Source organism: Acidobacteriota bacterium (assembly GCA_020853395.1).
Classification (GTDB): domain Bacteria; phylum Acidobacteriota; class Vicinamibacteria; order Vicinamibacterales; family SCN-69-37; genus JADYYY01.
This window is the reverse complement of record JADYYY010000008.1, coordinates 70,195-92,837: the sequence shown is the minus strand read 5'-3', so window position 1 is coordinate 92,837 and position 22,643 is coordinate 70,195. Positions and strand designations below refer to the sequence as shown.

General features: G+C 68.8%; 20 protein-coding genes and 1 riboswitch. Of the genes, 6 read left to right on the top strand and 14 right to left on the bottom strand.

The genetic code is table 11. From position 1 onward, the window contains the following. The first annotated feature begins 1 nt into the window (after position 1). The 3 genes from IT184_07760 to lepB all read left to right on the top strand — a co-directional run bounded on the left by IT184_07760 (position 2) and on the right by lepB (position 3,769). On the top strand, positions 2–1,150 hold the full coding sequence (locus IT184_07760; GenBank protein ID MCC7008697.1) for a citrate synthase: 1,149 nt from the start codon (positions 2–4) through the stop codon (positions 1,148–1,150). A 196-nt stretch (positions 1,151–1,346) separates the two neighbouring features. Beyond that, positions 1,347–3,152, top strand: coding sequence for an elongation factor 4 (lepA, locus tag IT184_07755; protein MCC7008696.1), 1,806 nt, complete (start codon positions 1,347–1,349; stop codon positions 3,150–3,152). Continuing rightward, a complete protein-coding gene (gene lepB / locus IT184_07750; GenBank protein MCC7008695.1) occupies positions 3,149–3,769 on the top strand; it encodes a signal peptidase I in 621 nt (206 codons plus the stop codon). Before lepA ends, lepB begins: the two co-directional genes overlap by 4 nt. A gap of 55 nt (positions 3,770–3,824) precedes the next feature. Here the strand turns inward: lepB and IT184_07745 are convergent, their stop codons facing one another. The 6 genes from IT184_07745 to rpiB form a co-directional block, all read right to left on the bottom strand. Beyond that, positions 3,825–4,133: a DUF167 domain-containing protein gene (locus IT184_07745; GenBank protein ID MCC7008694.1), complete on the bottom strand. Its 309-nt coding sequence runs from the start codon at positions 4,131–4,133 to the stop codon at positions 3,825–3,827. 8 nt (positions 4,134–4,141) lie between these two features. Further along, positions 4,142–4,864, bottom strand: a complete 723-nt coding sequence (locus IT184_07740) for a YggS family pyridoxal phosphate-dependent enzyme (GenBank protein MCC7008693.1) — start codon at positions 4,862–4,864, stop codon at positions 4,142–4,144. A gap of 2 nt (positions 4,865–4,866) precedes the next feature. Then, on the bottom strand, positions 4,867–5,886 hold the full coding sequence (locus IT184_07735) for a tetratricopeptide repeat protein (GenBank protein MCC7008692.1): 1,020 nt from the start codon (positions 5,884–5,886) through the stop codon (positions 4,867–4,869). Between the two features lie 88 nt (positions 5,887–5,974). Next, positions 5,975–7,975: an ATP-dependent DNA helicase gene (locus IT184_07730; protein MCC7008691.1), complete on the bottom strand. Its 2,001-nt coding sequence runs from the start codon at positions 7,973–7,975 to the stop codon at positions 5,975–5,977. Further along, positions 7,936–9,186, bottom strand: coding sequence for a serine hydroxymethyltransferase (locus IT184_07725; GenBank protein ID MCC7008690.1), 1,251 nt, complete (start codon positions 9,184–9,186; stop codon positions 7,936–7,938). The genes IT184_07730 and IT184_07725 overlap by 40 nt, the downstream gene beginning before the upstream one ends. A 40-nt stretch (positions 9,187–9,226) precedes the next feature. Then, positions 9,227–9,676 (bottom strand): ribose 5-phosphate isomerase B, encoded by a 450-nt coding sequence (gene rpiB, locus IT184_07720; GenBank protein MCC7008689.1) that lies wholly within the window; start codon positions 9,674–9,676, stop codon positions 9,227–9,229. Positions 9,677–9,700: 24 nt separating this feature from the next. On the opposite strand from rpiB, the gene IT184_07715 reads away from it, so the two are divergent. Both IT184_07715 and thiC read left to right on the top strand, forming a co-directional pair. After that, positions 9,701–10,888, top strand: coding sequence for a class I SAM-dependent rRNA methyltransferase (locus IT184_07715; protein MCC7008688.1), 1,188 nt, complete (start codon positions 9,701–9,703; stop codon positions 10,886–10,888). A 25-nt stretch (positions 10,889–10,913) separates the two neighbouring features. Continuing rightward, positions 10,914–11,025, top strand: a riboswitch (TPP riboswitch). 22 nt (positions 11,026–11,047) lie between these two features. After that, entirely contained in the window at positions 11,048–12,715 is a 1,668-nt protein-coding gene (thiC, locus tag IT184_07710) for a phosphomethylpyrimidine synthase ThiC (protein ID MCC7008687.1), read from the top strand. An 11-nt stretch (positions 12,716–12,726) separates the two neighbouring features. Here thiC and IT184_07705 read toward each other — a convergent pair whose 3' ends face one another. Beyond that, positions 12,727–13,314, bottom strand: a complete 588-nt coding sequence (locus IT184_07705; GenBank protein MCC7008686.1) for a hypothetical protein — start codon at positions 13,312–13,314, stop codon at positions 12,727–12,729. A 141-nt stretch (positions 13,315–13,455) separates the two neighbouring features. Here IT184_07705 and IT184_07700 point away from each other — a divergent pair, with 141 nt between their 5' ends. Beyond that, the gene (locus tag IT184_07700) at positions 13,456–14,304 is read left to right on the top strand and encodes a zinc metalloprotease HtpX (GenBank protein ID MCC7008685.1); all 849 of its coding nucleotides are present in this window, start codon (positions 13,456–13,458) and stop codon (positions 14,302–14,304) included. A 1-nt stretch (position 14,305) separates the two neighbouring features. Here IT184_07700 and IT184_07695 read toward each other — a convergent pair whose 3' ends face one another. The 7 genes from IT184_07695 to IT184_07665 all read right to left on the bottom strand — a co-directional run bounded on the left by IT184_07695 (position 14,306) and on the right by IT184_07665 (position 22,595). Continuing rightward, positions 14,306–15,235 (bottom strand): radical SAM protein, encoded by a 930-nt coding sequence (locus IT184_07695; GenBank protein ID MCC7008684.1) that lies wholly within the window; start codon positions 15,233–15,235, stop codon positions 14,306–14,308. 183 nt (positions 15,236–15,418) lie between these two features. After that, a complete protein-coding gene (locus IT184_07690; GenBank protein ID MCC7008683.1) occupies positions 15,419–16,366 on the bottom strand; it encodes a GDP-mannose 4,6-dehydratase in 948 nt (315 codons plus the stop codon). A gap of 2 nt (positions 16,367–16,368) precedes the next feature. Then, entirely contained in the window at positions 16,369–17,385 is a 1,017-nt protein-coding gene (rfbB, locus tag IT184_07685) for a dTDP-glucose 4,6-dehydratase (protein MCC7008682.1), read from the bottom strand. Positions 17,386–17,395: 10 nt separating this feature from the next. Further along, positions 17,396–19,756, bottom strand: a complete 2,361-nt coding sequence (locus IT184_07680) for an LPS-assembly protein LptD (GenBank protein MCC7008681.1) — start codon at positions 19,754–19,756, stop codon at positions 17,396–17,398. Next, entirely contained in the window at positions 19,753–21,033 is a 1,281-nt protein-coding gene (locus IT184_07675) for a bifunctional folylpolyglutamate synthase/dihydrofolate synthase (protein ID MCC7008680.1), read from the bottom strand. Before IT184_07675 ends, IT184_07680 begins: the two co-directional genes overlap by 4 nt. Further along, positions 21,014–21,916, bottom strand: coding sequence for an acetyl-CoA carboxylase carboxyltransferase subunit beta (locus IT184_07670; protein MCC7008679.1), 903 nt, complete (start codon positions 21,914–21,916; stop codon positions 21,014–21,016). Before IT184_07670 ends, IT184_07675 begins: the two co-directional genes overlap by 20 nt. Positions 21,917–21,956: 40 nt before the next feature. After that, a complete protein-coding gene (locus tag IT184_07665) occupies positions 21,957–22,595 on the bottom strand; it encodes a deoxynucleoside kinase (protein MCC7008678.1) in 639 nt (212 codons plus the stop codon). Between the last annotated feature and the right edge of the window lie 48 nt (positions 22,596–22,643).

Genomic DNA, 22,643 nt, shown 5'->3' with positions numbered 1-22,643 from the left:
CATGGCCGTCGACACGCCTGCCAAGGCCGGGCTCGAGGACGTCGTCGCCGGCCAATCGGCGATCTGTTTCATCGACGGAGACCGCGGCGTCCTCGCCTATCAGGGATACGACATCCACGATCTGGCGGACGCCGAGCGCGGCGTCTCGTTCGAAGAGGTGTGTCATCTCCTGTGGCACGGCCGGCTGCCGACACGCGCCGAGCTGGGCGATCTGCAGACCCAGCTCGCCGCCGCACGCGTGTTGCCGGAGGCGATGATCCGGGCGATGAAGTCGCTCCCGCGAGTGGACGGCATGGACGCGCTGCGCACGCTCACGTCGATGCTGGCGCACTACGACCCGGACGCCGGCGAGGCGTCGCCGCCGGCGAACTACCGCAAAGCCGTGCGGCTCACGGGCCAGCTCGCCGCGCTCGTCGCCGCGTGGGGCCGGCTGTCGGCGGGCGGCGGCTGGATCGATCCCGATCCGGCGCTGAGCCATGCGGCCAACTTCCTCTACGTGCTCACGGGGCGACGTCCGTCCTCGATCGCCTCGCGCGCGTTCGACGTCTCGCTCGTGCTGCACGCCGACCACGAGCTGAACGCCTCGACGTTCGCGGCGCGGGTCGCGGCGGCCACGCTCACCGACCTGCACTCGGCGATCGTCGGCGCGATCGGCGCGCTCAAGGGGCCGCTGCACGGCGGTGCGAACGCCGCCGTGATGAAGCTGCTGATCGAGATCGGCCGCGACGCCGGTCCGGACCGCGCCGAAGCCGTCGTGCGCGCGAAGCTCGCGCGCAAGGAGAAGATCCCGGGCTTCGGGCATCGCGTGTACCGGACGGAGGATCCGCGCGCGACCCATCTGCGCCGCTTCTCGAAGGTGCTCGGCGACATGGCGGGCGAGCCGCAGTGGTACGAGATGTCGCAGCGGATCGAGCAGGTGGTCACGGCCGAGAAGAAGCTGTACCCGAACGTCGACTTCTACTCGGCGACCGCGTTCCACGCGATGGGGATTCCGACCGATCTCTACACGCCGATCTTCGCCGTCAGCCGTATCTCTGGATGGACGGCGCACGCGCTCGAGCAGTACGCCAACAACCGGCTCATCCGGCCACGAACGGAGTACATCGGCCCGGCCTATCCGCAGCAGCTCCTGCCGCTGGACCGCCGCTGACGACGGTTGCTGGTTGCAGACGTCGCGTCAGTCCGCGCGACACGACACGATCGGATTCGCAGCCGCCGATGTGCGGCGCGCGCAGCGCCCTTCCGGCGGCCCGGCGCCATGAGACCGCGTCTCCGCGCTCCGAGGTGCTCGTCGCCCGGCGCGAACGCCTCCGGACGCGTGCGACATAATAGGGGACGCTGCCGGCATGGACTCGCGCTTCATCAGGAACTTCTCGATCATCGCCCACATCGACCACGGCAAGTCGACGCTCGCGGACCGTTTCCTCGAGCTGACCGGCGCGCTCCAGGCTCGCGAGATGGAAGCGCAGGTGCTCGACAGCATGGATCTCGAGCGCGAGCGCGGCATCACGATCAAAGCGCACGCCGTCCGGCTGAACTACCGTGCGCGGGACGGGCAGGACTACGTGCTGAACCTGATCGACACGCCGGGCCACGTGGACTTCTCGTACGAGGTGACGCGCTCGCTGGCCGCCTGCGAGGGCGCGCTGCTGCTGGTCGACGCCTCCCAGGGCGTCGAGGCGCAGACCCTGGCGAACGCGTACCTCGCCGTCGAGCACAACCTGGAGATCATCCCGGTCATCAACAAGATCGATCTTCCGGGCGCGCAGCCGGACGAGGTGCGCCGGCAGATCGAGGAGATCATCGGCCTCGATGCGAGCGGCGCGATTCTCGCGAGCGGCAAGGCGGGTACCGGCGTCCCCGAGATCCTCGAGGCCATCGTCACGCGGCTGCCGCCACCGGCGGGCGACGAAGGTGCGCCGCTCAAGGCGCTCGTCTTCGATTCGTGGTACGACGCGTACCGCGGCGTCGTCATCCTCACGAGGGTGATCGACGGCGTCCTGCGGCCGGGCATGAAGATCCGGTTCATGGCGACCGGCCAGGACTATCAGGTCGAACAGCTCGGCGCCTTCACGCCGAAGCCGGTGCCGGTGGCCGAGCTCGGCGTCGGCGAAGCCGGGTTCATCGTCGCCAACATCAAGAACGTCGCGGACGCGAAGATCGGTGACACCATCACCGAGCCGGGACGGCCCACGCTCACGCCATTTCCCGGCTTCAAGGAGCTCAAGCCGATGGTGTTCGCCGGGCTGTACCCGGTGGAGGCGTCGCAGTATCCCGAACTGCGCGAGGCGCTCGAGAAGCTGCGGCTCAACGATGCCTCGTTCTTCTTCGAGCCGGAAACGTCGGCCGCCCTGGGATTCGGGTTCCGCTGCGGCTTCCTCGGACTGCTGCACATGGAGATCGTGCAGGAGCGGCTCGAGCGCGAGTACGGCATGGACCTCGTGACGACGGCGCCGGGCGTGCTGTATCGGGTGACCACGACCGACGGCACCGTGCGGGAGATCGACAGCCCGGCGAAGCTGCCCGAGACCGGGCTCATCGAGCGGATCGAGGAGCCGGTGATCACCGCCACGATGCTGACGCCCTCGGAGTTCGTGGGCGGCATCCTCGAGCTCTGCCAGGAGAAGCGCGGCATTCAGAAGGGACTGGACTACGTCTCCAAGGATCGCGTGCTCATCACGTACGAGCTTCCGTTCAACGAGGTCGTGCTCGATTTCTACGATCGGCTGAAGACCATCTCGCGCGGCTACGCGTCGCTCGACTACCACGTCACCGGGTACTGGGAGTCGCCGCTCGTCAAGCTCGACATCCTGGTGAACGCCGAGCCGGTCGACGCGCTCTCCATCATCGTCCACGAGGACAACGCCTACGCGCGCGGCCGTGCCCTCGCGTCGAAGATGCGCGAGCTGATCCCGCGGCAGATGTTCGAGATCGCGATCCAGGCGGCCATCGGCAGCCGCATCGTGGCGCGCGAGTCGGTGAAGGCGCTGCGAAAGAACGTGCTCGCGAAGTGCTACGGCGGCGACATCAGCCGGAAGCGCAAGCTGCTCGAGAAGCAGAAGGAAGGGAAGAAGCGCATGAAGCGCGTCGGGCGCGTCGAGATCCCGCAGGAAGCGTTCCTGGCGGTGCTAAAGATGGGGCCGGGAGAATGAAGAAGTCCGTCGCCCGCGAGTACTTCGAGTCGCTCGTCATCGCGGTCGTGCTCGCGCTGTTCGTGCGGACCTGGGTGTTCCAGGCGTTCAAGATCCCGTCGGGATCGATGGAGCCGAACCTGCTCATCGGCGACCATCTGATCGTGAACAAGATGGCGTTCGCCCCGGCGGCCGGCGCGCTCGAGCGGACGATCCTGCCGCATCGCGAGATTCGCCGCGGCGACGTGATCGTCTTCAAGTCCCCACAGGAGCCCGAGCGCGACCTGATCAAGCGTGTGATCGGCCTGCCTGGCGATCGGCTCGAGCTGCGCCAGAAGCAGGTCTACGTCAACGGTGCGCCCCTGCACGAGCCCTACGCGCAGTTGCTCGAGCCGCCGCCTCCGCCCGGATCGCCGCCCACCGCCGACGTGCGGGTGCAGTACGGGCCCGTCACCGTTCCGGAGGGGCAGTACTTCATGATGGGCGACAACCGGGACAACTCGCAGGACAGCCGCTATTGGGGCTTCCTGCCGGCCTCGTACGTCAAGGGCGGCGCGCTGTTCATCTACTTCTCGCTGGGGGAAGGCGCGAATCCATTGGGCGTCCGCTGGTCACGGCTCCTGAACCGCGTTCGCTGAGCCTCGCCACCGCCTCCTCCCGCCGCAGCGGCGAAGCCGCCAGGAAGCCGGCGGCTCACGGCGCCGCCTCACACAGCGGGCGAATCCGCGCAGCGACGTCGACGGCCGTGAGCCCACGCACCTCGACGGTCTTGTTGCGTGCCGTGGCTCCCGAAACGATCGACACGGATCGCGGCGGCACGTCGAGCGCGCCAGCCAAGGCTGAGACGGCTGCATCATTGGCGGCGCGGTCGACCGGCGGGGCGGTGACGCGAACGAGCAGGCGCCCATCGCGTACGCCGCCAACCGTCGTGCGCGACGCCCTCGGCACGACGCGGATCGGAATCCGGACGGCGCCGCCACCAGGGGACAGGACGACCGGCAGGTCGGCGCTCACGGGCTGACGGCCGGAGCCGGCACGCGGCGGCCGAAGATGGCGGTGCCGACGCGGACCATCGTGGCGCCCTCCTCGATCGCGACTTCGAAGTCGTGGCTCATGCCCATCGACAGATCGCGGAGCGACGCGGCCGGCACACCGCTCGCGACCAGGCCGTCACGCAGCGTTCGCAAGCGCCTGAACCAGGGGCGCGATTCCTCGGGCTGCTCGGGGATCGGTGGGATGACCATCAGGCCGCGAAGGCGGACGGCGTGCGCGGTCAGGGCCGCGCGCACGAGCGGCTCGACGGCCTTCACGTCCGCCCCGAACTTGGTCTCCTCGTGCGCGAGGTCCACCTGAATCAGGACGTCCGGCGTCGCGCTCGCCTCCAGCGCGCCGCGATCCAGCCGCTGGAGCAAGTCGAGAGAGTCGACCGATTCGATGCAGGTGAATGCGGCGGCTGCCCGCCTCGCCTTGTTGCTCTGCAGATGGCCGATGAGATGCCACTCGAGTTGGAGGTCCCGGAGGGCGTCGATCTTCGCCAGGCCCTCCTGCACGCGGTTTTCGCCGAACACGCGCTGACCCGCTGCGGCGGCGACGGCGACGTCCTCGGCCGGGAACGTCTTGGAGACGGCAACGAGCGTGATGTCGGAGGGCGAACGAGAAACGCGGTGCGCCGCCGATTGGAGACGGCGACGCACCGCGTCGAGGTTGCCGGCGATGTCCGCGCGCGGCGGCATCGCTACGGCATGGACGCGATGGCCTTGGCCATTTCGGCGTTCGGGCCGTTCGGCGCGAGCTTGAGGTACTCGGCGAGCATCTTCTTCGCGTCCGGAATCTTGTTCTGCTTCACGTAGAGCATGCCGAGCTCGTAGTAGGCCTCGGCCATGTCCGGCTTCAGCTGAATCGCGCGCTCGAAGTGGGCCTGCGCCTCCTTCATCTTCGTGGCCGCGACGTCCGCCTTGCCTTCCTTCTCGGCCGCGAGCTGCATGTTGAGGGCGAGGGCCCCGGCATTGAAGGAGGAGTTGGCGTCGCCGCCGCCAGGCACGCCCATGCCGAGCGGGCCCGCGGCGAGCGCGCTGGCCTTGTCGTTCGCCTTCGACGCCTCGTCGTACCGCTTCTGCTGGTTGTAGACGGTCACGAGCATCGAGTAGGCGTCGCGATCGTTCGCGTCGAGCTCGATGGCCTTGAGAAGCGCCTTTTCCGCGTCGGCCCACTGCGACTTCTTGATGTAGAGATCCCCGATGCGGTCGTAGCAGAGCGCGCAGTTCGGCAGCTTGGTCGCCAGCTCGTTGAACTTGGTAATCGCGCCGTCGTAGTCGTTCGCTGCGATCAGCGCGTTCACCTCGGCGGCCACCTTCGTCATCTCCGCTTCCATCGCCTTGCGAGCGGCGTCGGCCGGCGGCGCAGCCGCCGTGATGACGATGTCCGGGATCTCCATGATCGAGCCCTGCCGGACCGGGACGCCCTTCATCCCGCCTTCCAGCGTTCCCTTGCGGGCGACGATGTTCATCCGGTTGCCGACGGGCATGCCGCCCTGGGCCCATTCACCCTTGCTGTTCGTCTTGACGACGTAGCGGAGGTTGACTTCTGGATTCTCCAGGATCACCTCGGCATCAGGGACCGGCTTCCCCTCGGCATCGACAATCTTGCCGCCCAATCCGCCTCGGGCGCTCTGCGCAGCCGCAGGTGCCGCCAGCACCAGCAGCCCGGAAACCAGCCAGCCCGCGATCAGCGCACGGGTGACGCTCCTGACCGTCATAACAACCTCCTCCGAGTTCAATAGTCTATACCCCATTCGACCCGGACGCAGGACCAGCGGATCGGCGCGGTACACACACCTGTCTCTACTACGCCACGGCGCCATCGTCGGTTTCGTCACGTGAGAGGAAGCGGCGCACCTCGTCGAGGTCGTCCGTGATGGGGGCCGGCGGAAGCGCGGCGAGAAAGCGCTGGCCGTAGGGCATTCGCGTCAGCCGGGGATCCAGCACGGCGAGCACCCCCCGGTCGGACCGGGTACGAATCAGCCGTCCGAGGCCCTGCAGCAGGAGGAGGGCGGCGAGCGGCACTTGGTAGTCGTGGAAGGGATGCCCGCCTTGGGTCTCGATCGCGGCCAGCCGGGCGGCGACCAGCGGGTCGGACGGCGAGGCGAACGGCAGCCGATCGACGATCACGCAACTGAGCGCCTCGCCGGCGACGTCGACACCCTGCCAGAAGCTCGCGGTCGCGAGGAGGACGGCGTGCGGCGTCGCTCGGAACTCCCGCAGCAGCGCCGAGTGCGGCGCGGCGCCCTGCGTGAGCAACGGCCACTCGAGCCGGCCATCGAGCCGCCGGTGCACGTCGTGCATCGCCGCATACGACGTGAACAGGACGAACGCACGGCCTCGCGTGCAGGCAAGCAGCCGTTCGATGACGTCTGCCGCCGCGGCATTGAACTCCGGCGATCGCGGATCGGGCATCTCCGGCGGGAGATAGAGCACCGCCTGTCGCCGGAAGTCGAACTCCGACGGCAGTTGCAGGGTGTCAGCCTCGTGCACACCCAGCCTGGAGAGCGAGTAGTCGAAGGATCGGCCGACGGCCAGCGTCGCGGACGTGAGGACCACGGCGTGCCGGCGGCCGATCACCGAGTCGCGGATGATGGCCGACGCGTCGATGGGTGCTGCGCGCAGCGCGACGCTGCGGCGGCCGCGCTCGACGTAGTAGACGTAGCGGGGATCGCCGGCGCTCGTGACGAGCTGCAGGTCGGACCGCAGCCGCTCGGTCCTGGTCCGCGCGCCGGCGAGCCCGTCCGCCTGGCCCGGTACGGCGGCCAGCGCGGTGGCCAGTCCTCCCAAGGCGTTGTCGAGCGCCGTCGCCGCCCGCCGCAGCGACGCGGCATTTGCTGCCGTCAGGACCGCGCGGTCGCCGACCCGCGCGCCCTCGTTCGGGTCCGTGCGGGCGACGTCGAACAGCCGATGGGCGGCGTCCTGCGCGGCACGAATGGCCTGGGCGCAGGCGATCAACGCCAGGGCAGGCCCGGACGCGGTCTCCACGGCCCGGTGCGTGTCGCGGGCGAGCTCGTCGACGCCCGCCTTCGTCACCGCCACGCCGAAGTACTGCGTCGCGACGTCTTCGAGCTGATGAGCCTCGTCGACGATCATCAGGTTGCAGGCGGGAACGACCTCGCCGAAGTCCCCCTGGCGCACGGAGGCGTCCGCGCAGAGCAGGTGGTGGTTGACGATCACGACGTCGGCCGCCGCCGCTTGTTCGCGCATCCGCGTGACGAAGCAGTTGTCGTAGGCCGCGCAGTGGCGGCCGAGACACTGATCGCTCGTTGCGGTCATGTCGGGCCATAGCGACAGGTCGTCCGGCAAGTCGTCGATTTCCGCACGATCACCGGTCGCCGTCACGCGCGCCCACTCCGCGATGCGAGCGGTCCAGGCGCGCTGGTCCGGCGGCAGGCTGCCCGCCGCCTCCTGCAGCCGTTCGAACCGATGGCGGCAGAGGTAGTTCGTTCGGCCCTTCATGTACGCGGCGCGGATCGAGCGCCCGAGCGCGCGTGCAAGGGCGGGCACGTCCTTGTAGAAGACCTGATCCTGGAGCGCTCGCGTGCCGGTCGAGACGAGGACCCGTTGGCCAGAGAGCACGGCGGGCAGCAGATAGGCGAGCGTCTTGCCGGTGCCCGTCCCGGCTTCCGCCACGAGCGTGCCGCCCGCCTCGAAGAGGTGCGCGATCCGGTCCGCCAGCACGCGCTGGGACGGACGCGTCTCGAAGCCGTCCAGCGCCGCGGCGATGGGGCCGTCTGGATCGAGCGCCCGCGTGACGCGGGCGCTCAGTGACCCAGCGTCGGGTACAGCGGGAACTTCCGGCACAGGGCTGCGACGTCGGCCCGTACCGCCTGCAGCACGGCCTCGTCGTCGGCAGACGAGAGCGCCCGCACGATGAGGCCGGCGATCAGATCCATCTCCGGCTCGCGCATGCCGCGGGTCGTGACCGCGGGCGTGCCGATGCGGATTCCGCTCGCCACCATGGGCGGGTTCTTGTCGAAGGGGATCGCGTTCTTGTTGACCGTGATCCCCGCGCGGCCGAGCGCGGCTTCCGCGGCCTTGCCGGTGATGCCGCGCGAGAAGACGTCCACGAGCATCAGGTGATTGTCGGTGCCGCCGCTCACGAGACGATAGCCGGCGGCGGTCAGCGCTGCGGCGAGGCGCACCGCGTTCTTCACGATCTGCTGCTGGTAGGTGCGGAACGACGGCGTCAGCGCCTCCTGGAAGCAGACGGCCTTGGCCGCGATGATGTGCATCAGCGGCCCGCCCTGCACCCCGGGAAACAGCGCGCGATCGAGATCCTTCGCGAACTCGGCCCGGCAGAGCACCATGCCGCCTCGCGGGCCGCGCAGCGTCTTGTGGGTCGTGGTCGTCACGAAGTCCGAGTGCGGCACCGGGCTCGGGTGCTCGCCGGCGGCGACGAGGCCGGCGATGTGCGCCATGTCGGTCATCACGAGGGCGCCCGCCGCGTTCGCCGTCTGCCGGATCCTCGCGAAGTCGATCTGTCGCGGGTACGCGCTCGCCCCGACGACGATGAGCTTCGGCCGATGCTCGCGCGCGAGCCGATCGAGCTCGTCGTAGTCGAGCCGTTCGTCGTCGGCGCGCACGCCGTACGGCACGATGTGGAAGTACTTGCCCGAGAAGTTCAGCGGATGGCCGTGCGTCAGGTGGCCGCCGTGGGCGAGGTTCATGCCGAGGATGGTGTCGCCCGGTTTCAGCACGGCCATGTAGACCGACATGTTGGCTTGGGCGCCCGAGTGCGGTTGGACGTTCGCGTGGTCGGCCCCGAAGAGCCGTGTCGCGCGCTCGATCGCGAGCGACTCGGCCACGTCGACGAACTCGCAGCCGCCGTAGTAACGCTTGCCCGGATAGCCTTCCGCGTACTTGTTCGTGAGCACGCTGCCGGCGGCCTCGAGCACCGGCAGGCTCACGAAGTTCTCCGAGGCGATGAGCTCGAGCCCCTCCTGCTGGCGGCGGATCTCGTTCAGGATCGCGGTCGCGATCTCCGGGTCGGCCGACGCGAGGTGTTCGAGCATCGGAGTGTGCGAGAGCAGAGCGGGAGCGCCGGCGTGGGTGTCAGCCATGGTTGTGGTTGTCGAGTGCCGAAATCTTGTCGATGCGCCGCTGGTGGCGGCCGCCGTCGAACGGCGTGTCGAGGAATGCCGAGACGATCCGGTGTGCCAGCTCGGGCGACGTCAGGCGCGCGCCGAGGGCGATGACGTTGACGTCGTTGTGCGCGCGGCTCAACTGAGCCGACGTCTCATCGACGATGGCCGCCGCCCGGATGCCCGGGATCTTGTTGGCGGCGATCGCCATGCCGATGCCGCTGCCGCACGCGAGGATGCCGCGATCGAAGCGGCCCGCGGCGACCTGCTCGGCCACGCGGGCGGCGAAGTCGGGATAGTCCACCGAGTCGGTGGAGAGCGTGCCGAAGTCGGTGTACGGAATGCCGCGCTCGTCGAGAAGCCGCTTGATCTGCTCTTTGAGGCCGACGCCGGCATGATCAGCGCCGAGCGCGATGCGCATGCGTGAAATGATAGCTGAAAACCCATGTCGCGCGTGCCGCCGACCGTCGTCGTTTCCCGCCATGGCACGGATCGCGTGCGCGCCGGCCACCCCTGGATTTACCGCTCGGATGTCGTCGAGGCCCACGCCGAGCCCGGCGATCTCGTGCGCGTGCTCGCCGATCGCCGGCGCGTGCTGGGGTGGGGATTCTGGAGCAGCCGATCGCAGATTGCCGTTCGCCTCTTGACGGCCGGCACCGAACCTCCCGACGAGCGCGCCCTCTTCGCGACGCGGATTCGGCGCGCGGCGGAGTACCGCGCCGCGCTCGGGATCGATGCGACCGCCTGGCGGCTCGTGCACGCCGAAGCCGACCTGCTGCCGTCGCTCGTCGTGGACCGGTACGCCAACGATGACGGGACGTGGTTCGTGGTGCAGACGCTCTCGCAGGCGACCGATCGGCGACTGTCGATGGTGACCGGCGTGCTCGTCGAGCAGTTCGGCCCGCGCGGTGTGCTGGCCAGAAACGATCCGCGCGTTCGCGCGCTCGAGGGCCTCGCCGAGACCGTCGAGGTCGCCTATGGCGACGTGCCGGACCGGATCGCGATCCGCGAAGGGGAGATCACGCTGCACGTCGCGCCGAGGTCGGGCCAGAAGACGGGCCTGTTCCTCGACCAGCGCGAGAACCATCGTGCGGCGGCGGAGTACGCGCGCGGCCGCGTGCTGGATGCGTTCTGCTATCAGGGGGGATTCGCGCTGCAGATGGCCAGGCGCGCCGAGCAGGTGCTCGCGATCGACAGCTCGGCGGCTGCCGTCGCAGCGACCCGCGAGCAGGCACGGCTCAACGGCCTGGAGAACGTCGAGGCCCGTGAAGCCAACGTCTTCGACGAGCTGCGGGAGCTCGCGTCGAGCGGGCGGGAGTTCGACGCGATCGTGCTCGATCCGCCGGCGTTCGCGAAGAACCGTGCGTCGGTCGACCGCGCGGTCGCGGGCTACAAGGAGATCAACCTGCGCGCCATGCACCTGCTCGCGCCGGGAGGCCATCTGATCACGTGCAGTTGCTCGTACAACGTGGACGAGCCGCTCTTCCTCGGCGTCCTTCAGCAGGCCGCGGCCGACGCACGGCGGGCCATGACGGTCGTCGAGAAGCGGATGCAGGCTCGGGATCATCCGGTGCTGCTCACCGTCCCCGAAACCTACTATCTGAAGTGCATCGTGCTTCGCCGCGTCGAGTGATGCCGGCTGGCCGGTGCTATAGTCGAGAAGCCGCCAGGGGCATCGCCGCGGCGCCGCGAGGCGCACGGTGATTGAGAGTGCACCCTTGGAACCTGATCCGGTTGAGACCGGCGGAGGGAGCGCGGCGCGTGCGCCCTCTCGTCCGGTCATGGTGACACCATGGCCTCACAGACATCCCGCTCCTATCAGCCGCTGACCGACGAGGATTTCGATCGCGCGTTTCCCGCCTCCCGGAAGGTCTACGTCGACGGGCCGCAGGGCGTGCACGTCCCGATGCGGGAGATTCAGCTCGAGCAGGGACGACGCACGATGCGGGTGTACGACGCGAGCGGGCCGCGCGGGTTCGGTCATCAGACCGGCTTGCCGGCGACACGGCTGCCCTGGATCCGCGGCCGCGGCGATGTCGTCGACGCGAGACCTGGATCGCGGGCGTTGAGAGCCGCTGGCGGCCGCGCCGTCACCCAGCGTCACTACGCGCGCCGCGGCGAGATCACGCCCGAGATGGAGTTCGTGGCGCTGCGCGAAGGGCTGCCGGCCGACTTCGTGCGATCGGAAGTCGCCCGCGGCCGGGCGATCATCCCGGCCAACGTGAACCACCCGGAGCTGGAGCCGATGATCATCGGCCGGCACTTCCTCGTGAAGATCAACGCGAACATCGGCAACTCCGCCGTCGGCTCGTCGATCGCCGAGGAGGTGGACAAGCTTCGCTGGGCGACGTTGTGGGGCGCCGACACGGTGATGGACCTGTCGACTGGCCGGGACATCCACGAGACGCGCGAGTGGATTCTCCGCAACTCGCCGGTGCCGATCGGCACCGTGCCGCTCTATCAGGCGCTCGAGAAGGTCGGCGGCCGCCCCGAGGCGCTGTCGTGGGAGGTCTACCGCGACACGTTGATCGAACAGGCGGAGCAAGGCGTGGATTACTTCACCGTGCACGCCGGCGTGCTGCTGCGGTACGTACCGCTCACCGCCCGCCGGCTGACCGGCATCGTCTCGCGCGGCGGATCGATCATCGCGAAGTGGTGCCTGGCTCATCACCAGGAGAACTTCATGTACACGCATTTCCGCGAGATCTGCGAGATCATGCGGGCCTACGACGTCGCCTTCTCGCTCGGCGACGGGTTGAGGCCGGGGTCCATCGCCGACGCCAACGACGAGGCGCAGTTCGCCGAACTGCAGACGCAGGGCGAGCTCACCCGCATCGCGTGGGACGACGACGTGCAGGTGATGAACGAGGGCCCCGGGCACGTGCCGATGCACCTGGTCCACGAGAACATGCGCAAGCAGCTCGAGTGGTGCGACGAGGCCCCGTTCTACACGCTCGGTCCGCTCACGACCGACATCGCGCCGGGATACGACCACATCACGTCGGCGATCGGCGCCGCGATGATCGGCTGGTACGGCACCGCGATGCTCTGCTACGTGACGCCGAAAGAGCATCTGGGCCTGCCGAACCGCGACGATGTGAAAGCCGGCGTGATCGCGTACAAGATCGCCGCGCATGCCGCCGACCTGGCGAAGGGCCATCCGCGCGCGCAGGTCTGGGACGACGCGCTGTCGAAAGCGCGATTCGAGTTCCGCTGGGACGATCAGTTCAATCTGGCGCTCGATCCGGTGACGGCCAGGGCCTTCCACGACGAGACGCTCCCTGCCGACGGCGCCAAGGTCGCGCACTTCTGCTCGATGTGCGGCCCTCGTTTCTGCAGCATGGAGATCACGCAGCAGATCCGGGACGCGGCCAGCGCGAAGGGCATCTCGCCCGCGCAGGCGGTCGAAGAGGGTCTGGCGGAGAAGGCCGCGGAATACGTCAGGACGCGCACGCCCTGAGGCGGTTCAGGTCAGCGACCTGGGCCCGGCGGAACGATCTGGATGATCGTCTTGTAGCGTTTCTCGGTGGTGCCCGAGACGGCGAGATACCCGGGCGAGCTGTTCCAGGTGTAGTCCTTCACGACCACGCTCGGCGGGTAGACCATCGTGTCGCTGTCGAACCGGCCGAGATCGAACTGCTGAGCCGGCGGGATCTTGAACAGCTCGCGGCCGCCGTTCTTCAGCACGCTCCGGTAGTAGGCGACGATGTCGTTGTAGGCAGCGTTCGTGCCGAACAGGTAGTAGCGCTGACCGGCGCCGGCGTCGTACGCGTCGATGAACTCGGCCGTCGGGTAGACCGGCGTGCCGGGCGGCAGTTGAGCGGTCGCCGCGGCGGGAGCCGACTGCGCAGGAGCCGGCCGATCGACTGCTGCGGCGGCCGGCACCGCCGTGGGCGGGGGAACTCGGGCCGTGGCGGGCGCATCCGGTTTCGGCGCGCCGGAATTCGGGAAGGGCCGCGGCACGGCGGGAGGCTGTGCCTGCGCGAGCAGATCGGCCGCCGCAGAAACGGCCAGACTGGCCATGAGCGCCGCAGCGGCGACGACACCAGACGTCTTCATCGGCATCTCATTATAGCGACGTTCCAGCGAGAACCCTGGGGGCGGCAGACTCGTCTCAGAGGGTAATCACCACCACCGAACCTCATCGGCGAGGCCTCGGAGGCCGTGCGATACTTGGTCACGGAGAGGAAGGCAGACGACATGGCAAGCGGATTCAAGACCGCGGCGCTCCTGGCGGGCATGAGCGCGCTCTTCATCGCGATTGGCGCGGCACTGGGCGGCGAGAACGGCGTGGTTCTCGCGTTCGGGATTGCCCTGGTCATGAACGTCGGCAGCTACTGGTTCTCCGACAAGATCGTGCTGCGGATGTATCGCGCCGTGGAAGTGGGCCAGGATCACCCGCTCTACCGGACGACGGCGCGGCTGGCCCAGCGCGCCAATCTCCCGATGCCGCGCGTGTACGTCATTCCGGACATGTCGCCGAACGCGTTTGCGACGGGACGCAACCCGCAGCACGCGGCCGTGGCCGCCACGGAAGGCATTCTCCGGCTGCTGCCACAGGACCAGCTCGAGGGCGTGATCGCCCACGAGCTCGCGCACGTGAAGAACCGCGACATCTTGATCAGCACGATCGCGGCGACGATCGCGGCGGCGATCATGACGCTCGTCAACATGGCGCGGTTCGCCGCGCTGTTCGGCGGCGGCCGCGACAGCCGCGAGGGACCGAGCCCGATCGTGCTGCTCGCCACCGCACTGCTCGCGCCGTTCGCCGCGATGCTGATCCAGGCCGCGATTTCGCGTCAGCGCGAGTTCGCGGCGGACCGCGGTGGCGCCGAGATCGCCGGATCGCCGATGGGGCTGGCGCAGGCGCTTCGCCGGATCGAGTCGGCGGCGCGACAGGTGCCGCTCGACGCCAACCCGGCGACCGCCCACATGTTCATCGTCAAGCCCTTCTCGGGCGCCGGCCTGATGTCGCTCTTCTCGACCCATCCGCCCACCGAGGCGCGCGTCAAGGCGCTCCTGGGATCACACGCCGCGCTGATCGGCTGAGTCAGCAGCTCGGCGCGCTGCTGCGGGCGAGGCCGGCCTTCCCGGCTTCGTCCGCGACCACGCGCCGCACCCCGCGCACGTAGTCCGCCGCCGCATGCGCCCCGGCGTAGAGCCGCTCGTATCGTTCGAGCAGATCCGGAAACGTCTCCTGGAGAAAGTTGAAGAAATGCTCGCGCGCGCCAGGGTCGAAGCGCGCGACACAGGAGCCGCTGAGCGGCACGCCGGCCTCGGCGATGGCCTTGAGCGTCTGCTCGATGCTCGACCGTGACGTCGAAATCCCGGGCACGAGCGGCATCATCAGCACGCCGACGCTGACGCCGGCGTCGGCGAGCTGGCGGATCGCGCGCAGCCGCTGAGCCGGAGGCGCCGTCCCGGGCTCGAGCGCGGACCACGCGCGCTCGTCCACCGACGGCACGCTCATGTAGACCTGACAGCCGGCTCGCGCGCTCGCCCGCATCAGCACGTCCTGATCGCGAACGATCATCGGCCCCTTGGTCACGATCGAGAACGGCGTGTCGGCATCCGCGAGCACCTCGAGACAGCGCCGCGTCAGACGGTAGTGGCCTTCGATGGGCTGATAGGGATCGGTGGCGGTGCCGACCGCGACGGTCTCGTGCGTCCACGTCCGTCGACCGACTTCCCGTCGGAGCGCCGCCGGTAGGTTCCGTTTGACGAGGATGACCGACGAGAAATCGTCGCCCGCACCGAGCTCGAGGTGACGCTGGTACTTGCGCGCGTAGCAGTACTCGCACGCATGGGTGCAGCCGCGATAGGGGTTCAGCGTCCATCGGAACGGCATGCCGGTCGTGCTCGCCAGCGCGGATCGGACGTCGATCTCCTGGTAGCGCGCGTTGTCGGCTCTCGCGACGGCGCTCGGCAGGCCCGCGATGCCGGCCTCGCGCACGGCGTTCGCGACGTCGCGCAGCGTCACCAATCCCCCAGCCCCCAGCTACGCGCGCGTTGAGCCGGCCTCGCGCACGGCGTTCGCGACGTCGCGCAGCGTCGGCGCGCTGTCCAGCTCTTCGAACAGCAGGTACTGGCCGTGCCGATCGGCCGTCCGGGCTCCCATGGTCGATTCCCAGGGAGCGATCCTAGGCGAAAATATGGCGTAAGGCTAGCGGCTCGAACTCGCCACGTCGGCGCGCCAGCCTTCGAGCGTGTCGCGCAGGGTCTGGTCGATCGGAATGCTCGGCGTCCAGTCGAGCTCGGACTGGATCCGGGTGGGATCCCCCTGGATGATCGGAGCGTCGTGCGGGCGGAGCCGCGCGGGATCGGTTTCGACGCGAATGGACGCGGACGAGAGCGCGATCAGGCGTTCGAGCAGGTCCTGCATGCGCGACGCGCGTCCCGAGCACACGTTGTACGGCCGGCCCGCCGTGCCGCGCGAGACGATGGTCGCGTAGGCCCGAACGACGTCGCGGACGTCGCTGACATCGCGCTTCGCGGTCAGGTTGCCGACGCGCAGGACCGGTTCCGTCAGGCCGCGCTCGATGCGGGCAATCTGGCGGGCGAAGTCGGCGATGGCGAAGCCAGGCTGCTGGCGCGGACCGATGTGGTTGAACGGCCGAGCCACCACCACGTCCAGTCCCTCTTCTGTGGCCGCTTGGAGCGCGAGCTGGTCCTGTGCCAGCTTCGAGAATCCGTACGGACTCTCCGGACGGACGCGCGCGTGCTCGTCGATGGGGCTGTCGCCGGGCTGGTAGATGTGCGCGGACGAGACCACGAGCACGCGGCAGCCGGGCCGGTAGCGCCGGACGGCATCCAGCAGATGGTGCGTGCCGAGCGCGTTGGTCTGCAGGTGGGCCAGCACGTTCTGCCACGACGTCGCGACGTTCGGTGCACCCGCGAGGTGAAAGAGCCGCGCCGGCTGTGCCTCGCGAATCGCATCGGCCACGGCCGCGCGGTCGACGACGTCCACCGGCCGCCAGGTGACGCCGCCGCGATCGGGCAGCCTTCCGCCTGGCCGGTACCAGGCGATGACGTCGGAAGACGACCCGATCAGATCGAGCAGGTGCCGGCCGGCGAAACCGGTCCCGCCCGTCACGACAGTGGCTTGCGGCATGACTACGGGCTGGTGCCGTACTGCCGCGCGTGGTATTCGCGGTAGGCGGGGTCCTGCTCCTTGATGGGCCGCCACCACCATTTGTTCTCGCGATACCAGGCCACCGTCTCGGCCAGCCCCCGATCGAACGGCACCTCCGGGCGCCAGCCGAGCTGCCGCAGCTTGCCCGAGTCGAGCGCGTAGCGGCGATCGTGGCCGAGACGATCGGGTACGTGGTTGATGAGCGCCGTCGAGCGCCCGCACAGCTCCAGGAGGCGATGCGTGAGATCGACGTTCCGCACCTCGTTGCCGCCCCCCACGTTGTAGACCTCGCCGGTGTCGCCCACTTCGAGGAGCAGGTCGATGGCGCGGCAATGATCGTCGACGTGCAGCCAGTCGCGGACGTTGAGCCCATCGCCGTAGAGCGGCACCGGCACGCCGTCGATCAGGTTCGTGATGAAGAGCGGGATCACTTTCTCAGGGAACTGGTGCGGCCCGTAGTTGTTCGACGCGCGCGTGATCACGACCGGCACGCCGTACGTCGCAAAGTAGCTGTAGGCCAGCCGATCCGCGCCGGCCTTGCTGGCCGAATACGGGTTGCGCGGCCGCAGCTCGTCCGTTTCCCGGCTGTATCCGTCCGGGACGCTGCCGTAGACCTCGTCGGTCGAGATCTGGATGAACTTCCGCAGCCGGGACGCCTCGCGCGCGGCTTCGAGCAGCACGAACGTGCCGAAGACGTCCGTCCGGATGAACTCGCCGGCGTGGTGGATCGAGCGGTCCACGTGGGTCTCGGCGGCGAAGTGCACCACGAAGTCCGCCTCGCGCACGAGCGGGGCGGAGACGGCCTCGTCGGCGATGTCCCCCTTGACGAACCGATGCCGTGGGCTGTCGATGACGTCCTGCAGGTTCTCGAGCCGTCCCGCGTACGTCAGCTTGTCGAGCGTGGTGATGTGCCAGTCGGCATGCCGCCGGTGGGCCCATCTGACGAAATTCGAGCCGATGAATCCGGCACCGCCCGTGACGAGGACGTTGAGCCCCATGGCCGCGTCATTATCTCGCACCGCCGAATGATCCCAAAGGATTGGCGAACGATCCGACGCCGGCCAGCGTGAACGAGATGCCGAACTGATGGTTGGTCGGCACGCCTCGAGCGCTCAGCAGGGGACTGTCGATCTGCTGCCAGTCGACCGAGACGCCGCAGCACTGCGAGTTGTAGTAGGCGAGCACCCGCTGCTGGACCCACCGGCGGTTGCCCATGTCGATCGTGAACCGGTACTCGCCGCCCACGTGGTTGGTCCGCGATCGCACCCGCGTGCCGCCGCTGAGGAAGTGGCTCTCGTACTGATACTCCGGAACGTCGCGAATCCGTCGTCTCTTCGACCAGTTCAGCGTGAGCTCGGTGCGATCGCTCTCGAGGCGGCCGGTGGCGGACAGGATCGTGACGGCCCGATATTTCGCGTCGATCTCCATGCCGAACTGACCCGTGACCCGATCGGCCGGCCGGGTCGAGGCCTGCAGCCGCAGGGGTCCGAACGAGCCGGCGCTGACCGACTGGTACTGCGAGTCGTAGCGGGCCGCGAGGGCATTCGAGTAGTACGACTGCATCAGGTCGACGGTCAGGATCTGACGCGTGACGCCCGGCCGCGGCGGCGCGCCCGGCGCCGCCGGCGGTGGGGGACGGCGGGCGAGCACCTTGTTGCTCACGCCGTAATCGATCTGGGTGACGCCGCCGACCTGGCCGTCCACCGAGTAGTCGTTCTGCACGACCCGATCGAACTCGCGGAACGTCGTCGTGCGGCGAATCCTGAAGGTTGGCTCGATGACGTGCTTGAAGCGATCGGCGTACTTCCCGTTGGGCCGCTGAAAGATGCGCGAGACCGTCGGGCCGACCACCTGGGTGCGCAGCTCGAAGAGCTGGCGGCCCAAGCCGACCGGCACTTGAGCATCCGCGAGCGGATCGATGGACTCGGTCCAGTACGTCAACCGCCACGAGGCATCGGCAGTGACGCTGAGAAACGACAGCGAGCTGAGCGGCGCGCGAATCCGCGTGTTGCCGTCGAGGCGCCACAGGCTGTGGTCGGTGTCCGGTCGCGACAGGTCGTCCTGCCGCACGAGATACGACATGTCGGCGGAGGTGCCGACGTAGAGCTTGGTCCGGCCCACCGTGCGATCCGGCAGCGAGACGTTCACCGACGGCGCACGGCCGGTGCGCGTGCCGTTCGCGCCGTAGAAGTAGTCGTTCCGATCGAACGTCGCCGACAGCCTCGCCGCGCCCACGTTGCCGGTCAGCATGGCGTTGATCGATCGCTGCTGGCGGCTGCCGGAATCGTAGACGTCCTGGTACATCTGTTGAGTCGCCGCGTCCGTGAAGTAGTTGACACGGCCGATCAACCGGAAACCGGCCGGCAGGCCCTGGTTCGCGTCGCCGTCCACCTGCATCGAGCGGCGGCCTGCGACGATATCGCCCGTCGAGGTCGAGGCCTCGGGCGAGTTGAACACCGAGAAGTTGACCGTGCCGCGCGCGTCCGGCGACGAAACGTAGCGGTACTGGCTGCCGATGCCCTGACCAGACTTCGTGGTCCAGTCGTGGAAGAACGTCGCGTCCTGGCTCCGGCTGATCGCCCAGAAGAACGCATTGCTCAGCGTCGTGCCGCGGAACGTCGACGCGCCGTACGTCGGCAGCAGGAAGCCGGTGGCGCGATCGCCTTTGTCCATCGGGTAGTAGAACGCCGGCAGATACAGGATCGGCACGTCCTTCACGCGAAGCACGACGTTCTTCAGCAGCGCGTGCTTGTCGAGCGTGAGGGTGGCGTCGCCGGAGGTCACCTCCCACCGAGGCGTCGGCTGGATGCAGGTCGTGAAGCGGCCGCGGTGGATCCGGTACGTCTTCGGTCCGAGCTTCTCGATCCGCTCTCCGGCGAAGGTGACGTCGGGCTCCATCGTCCCGAACGGGCTCTTCTCCGCGGGTTCATCGCCGATTCGCGCCATGCCGGCGGCGTCATAGAACGTTCCCAGCTTGGTGTCGCCGTTGAGATCGGCCCGGGCGGCTGACAGCGTGAGGTCGGGCTGCCGCAGCACGACATCGCCGGAGGCATGGATGGCCTTGCTGTCGCTCTCGTACACGAGCGTGTTGGCCATGAGCGTCGTGTCGTCGCACACGACCACGACCGGGTTGCCGGTGAGCGTCCATCGGACCGCGCCGGGCCGGCCGTCAATCGGCTCGGGCGTCTGGCTGAGCATCCGGATCGGCTCCGTCTGCTTGCAGGAGGAGAAGGGGCTGTCCTGTGCCGCGGCGGGACGCGCGACCAGGCACGCGAGCGCGATCGCCACCAGGACGAACGATGGAAACAGCCGCGGAGCGCCGGCCGGCGGCTCGGTGCGGCAGGACGTGAATCCCTTACAGCGCATCACGACGTCAGGCCGGTCCGGACCTCACCGGCCAGGTAGAGCGACCCGGCCACCACGACCGGCGAGTCGAGCGCCGCGGCATATCGCACCGCATCCATCGGCGCCGCGACCGCGATCGCCGGGATCGACGGCACTGCCGTCGCAGCGGTTGCGACCAGTTCCGGCGCGCTCATCGCCCGCGGCGTCGAGACAGACGTGCAGACGAACTCGCTGGCCGCCCCCGCGAGCGCTTTCAGGATCGCCGCCACCTTCTTGTCTCGCATCACGCCGACGACGATTGGCATCGGCCGCCCGTAGGTTTCGCCGACATAGCTGGCGAGCGCCCTCGCGCCCGCGGGATTGTGCGCCCCGTCGATGAGCACCTGCATCGAGCCCGCCTGGAGCAGCTCCAGCCGGGCCGGCCAGGTCACGTCCTCGACGGCCGTTCGAATTGCAGCGAACGGCACATCGAAGCAGCGGCGTGCCGACAGCCGCTCGAGCAGGCGGATCGCCGTGATCGCGTTGTCCACCTGATGCCGTCCGCGCAGGGCCAGCACGAGCGGCTGGTACTCGTGTTCGGGCGTTCGCAGCGCCATGGTCGCGCGTCCGTCGACGAAGGTCACGTCCGCCGTCACACCCTCGCGGGCTCGTACGAGCTCGGTCCCACGTCTCTGACAGGTGGCGGCGACCACCGCCTCAACGGCCGCGCGGTTCGGACCCAGCACCGTCACCGTGCCGGGTTTGACGATGCCGGCCTTCTCCGCGGCGATTGCCTCGATCGTGTCGCCGAGGTACTGCTCGTGGTCGAAGTCGATCGCGGTGATCGCGGACGCGACGTTCGTCACGGCATTGGTCGCGTCGAGCCGGCCGCCCATGCCCACTTCGAGAACAGCCACGTCCACGCCGGCGCCCCGGAACACATCCAACGCCAAGGCCGTCGTCGCTTCGAAGAACGTGGGCGGGAAGGGCAGCCCGCGTCCGGCGTCGAGGACTCGCTCGGCAGCGGCATCGAACACGTCGGCCCGGACCGGGCGGCCGTCGACGACGATCCGCTCTTCGACGTCCGCGAGGTGGGGCGAGGTGTAGCGTCCGGTCCGATAGCCTGCGGCCCGAACGCCGCGCTCGAGCATCGCCGCCACGGATCCCTTGCCGTTGGTGCCGGCGACCGCAATCGAAGGAAACGCGAGGTCGGGCCTGCCGAGCCGATCGAGCAGGCCGTTGATCTGATCCAGCCCGAGCTTGATGCCGATCTGCTCGAGGCCGAACAACCGCGCGCGAACGTCAGACGCGGCGGCCTTCATCGGACTCCCCGCCCGTGCGCGCCGCCTCCGCCGGCGGTCTGCCCGCGGCGAGCCACCGCAGCAGCCTCGCGATCGTCGGCTTGAGCTCGCGCCGGTCCACGATCGCGTCGACGAAGCCTTTCTCGAGGAGGAACTCGCTCCGCTGGAAGCCCTCCGGCAGCGTCTGCCGGATCGTCTGCTCGATGACGCGCGGGCCGGCGAAGCCGATCAACGCCTTGGGCTCGGCCAGGATCACGTCCCCGAGCATCGCGAAGCTCGCCGTGACGCCGCCGGTCGTCGGATCGGTCAGCACGGAGATGTAGGGAACGCCCGCGCGATCGAGCCGACCGAGCGCCGCGCTGATCTTCGCCATCTGCATCAGCGACAGCGCGCCTTCCATCATCCGTGCGCCGCCGGAGCAGGACACGACGACGAGCGGCAGCCGTTCTGCGAGGGCGTACTCCGCGGCGCGTGTGATCTTCTCGCCGACCACCACGCCCATGCTGCCGCCGATGAACGAGTACTCCATCGCCGCGACGATGGCCGGCTGCTGCTCAATCGTGCCCGTGCCGATGATGACGGCATCGTTCAGCCCGCTGGCCGCGATGCTCGCCGCGAGACGGCCGGCATACGGTTTCGTATCGACGAACACCAGCGGATCGGTGGACCGCAGGCCGGGGTCGTGCTCCGTCCAGGCTCCGCGATCGCACAACATGCGCAGCCGATCGGCCGCCGACATCCTGAAGTGATGCGCGCAATGCGGACAGACCGCCAGCCCCGCCACGAGATCCTTGTTGTAGATGACGCGCCCGCACGACGGGCACTTCACCCACAGGCCTTCCGGGACCCGGCTCGCCTTCTCGGGGTTCTCGAGAGGCTTGCGCGTCTTCTTGAACCACGCCATCTGACGCACTGTACTGGAAGTTCAGCCGCGCGGCACGCGCCTACGCCCTCGGCACGTAGTACCGGGTTCCCCGCGTCATCCCGCGAAGCTGTCGCAGCAGTTCCTCCACCGTGTCGTCCCCCCACGACAGGTCCATCTGGGACGTTTCGACGACGAGCAGCGGCGTGGCCGTGTAGTGGAAGAAGAAGTGCGTGTAGGCCTCGTTGAGCTCGGCGAGGTACGCCTCGTCCGGCACGATCTGAGGATCGGCGGCGCGCCGCTCGCGCTCGCGGAGCCGGCGCGCCAGGGTGTCGGTCGGCGACTGCAGGTACATGACGACGTCCGGAGCGACGACGTCGCGGGAGAGCAGGTCGTAGAGGCGCTGATAGATGAAGAGCTCGTTGTCGTCGAGGTTCACGAACGCGTAGACGCGATCGCGCTCGAAGAGAAAGTCGCACACGGTGACCTGGCTGAACAGATCGCGCTGTCGAAGGGCGAGCAGTTGGCGGTGGCGCGCCAGGACGAAGAAGAGCTGCGCCTGGAAGGCCGCGCCGCTGCGTCCGGCATAGAAGTCCGGCAGAAACGGATTGTCGGGCTCGTCCAGCACGGCCGACGCGTCCAGGTGGGCCGAGAGACGCCTCGCAAGTGCGGTCTTCCCGGATCCGATCGGGCCCTCGATGGCCAGGTAACGGAAGTCCAAGCTGGCCGCGGAGTATAGCAGCGGCGTGGCCCGTCGCGCGCTGCTACC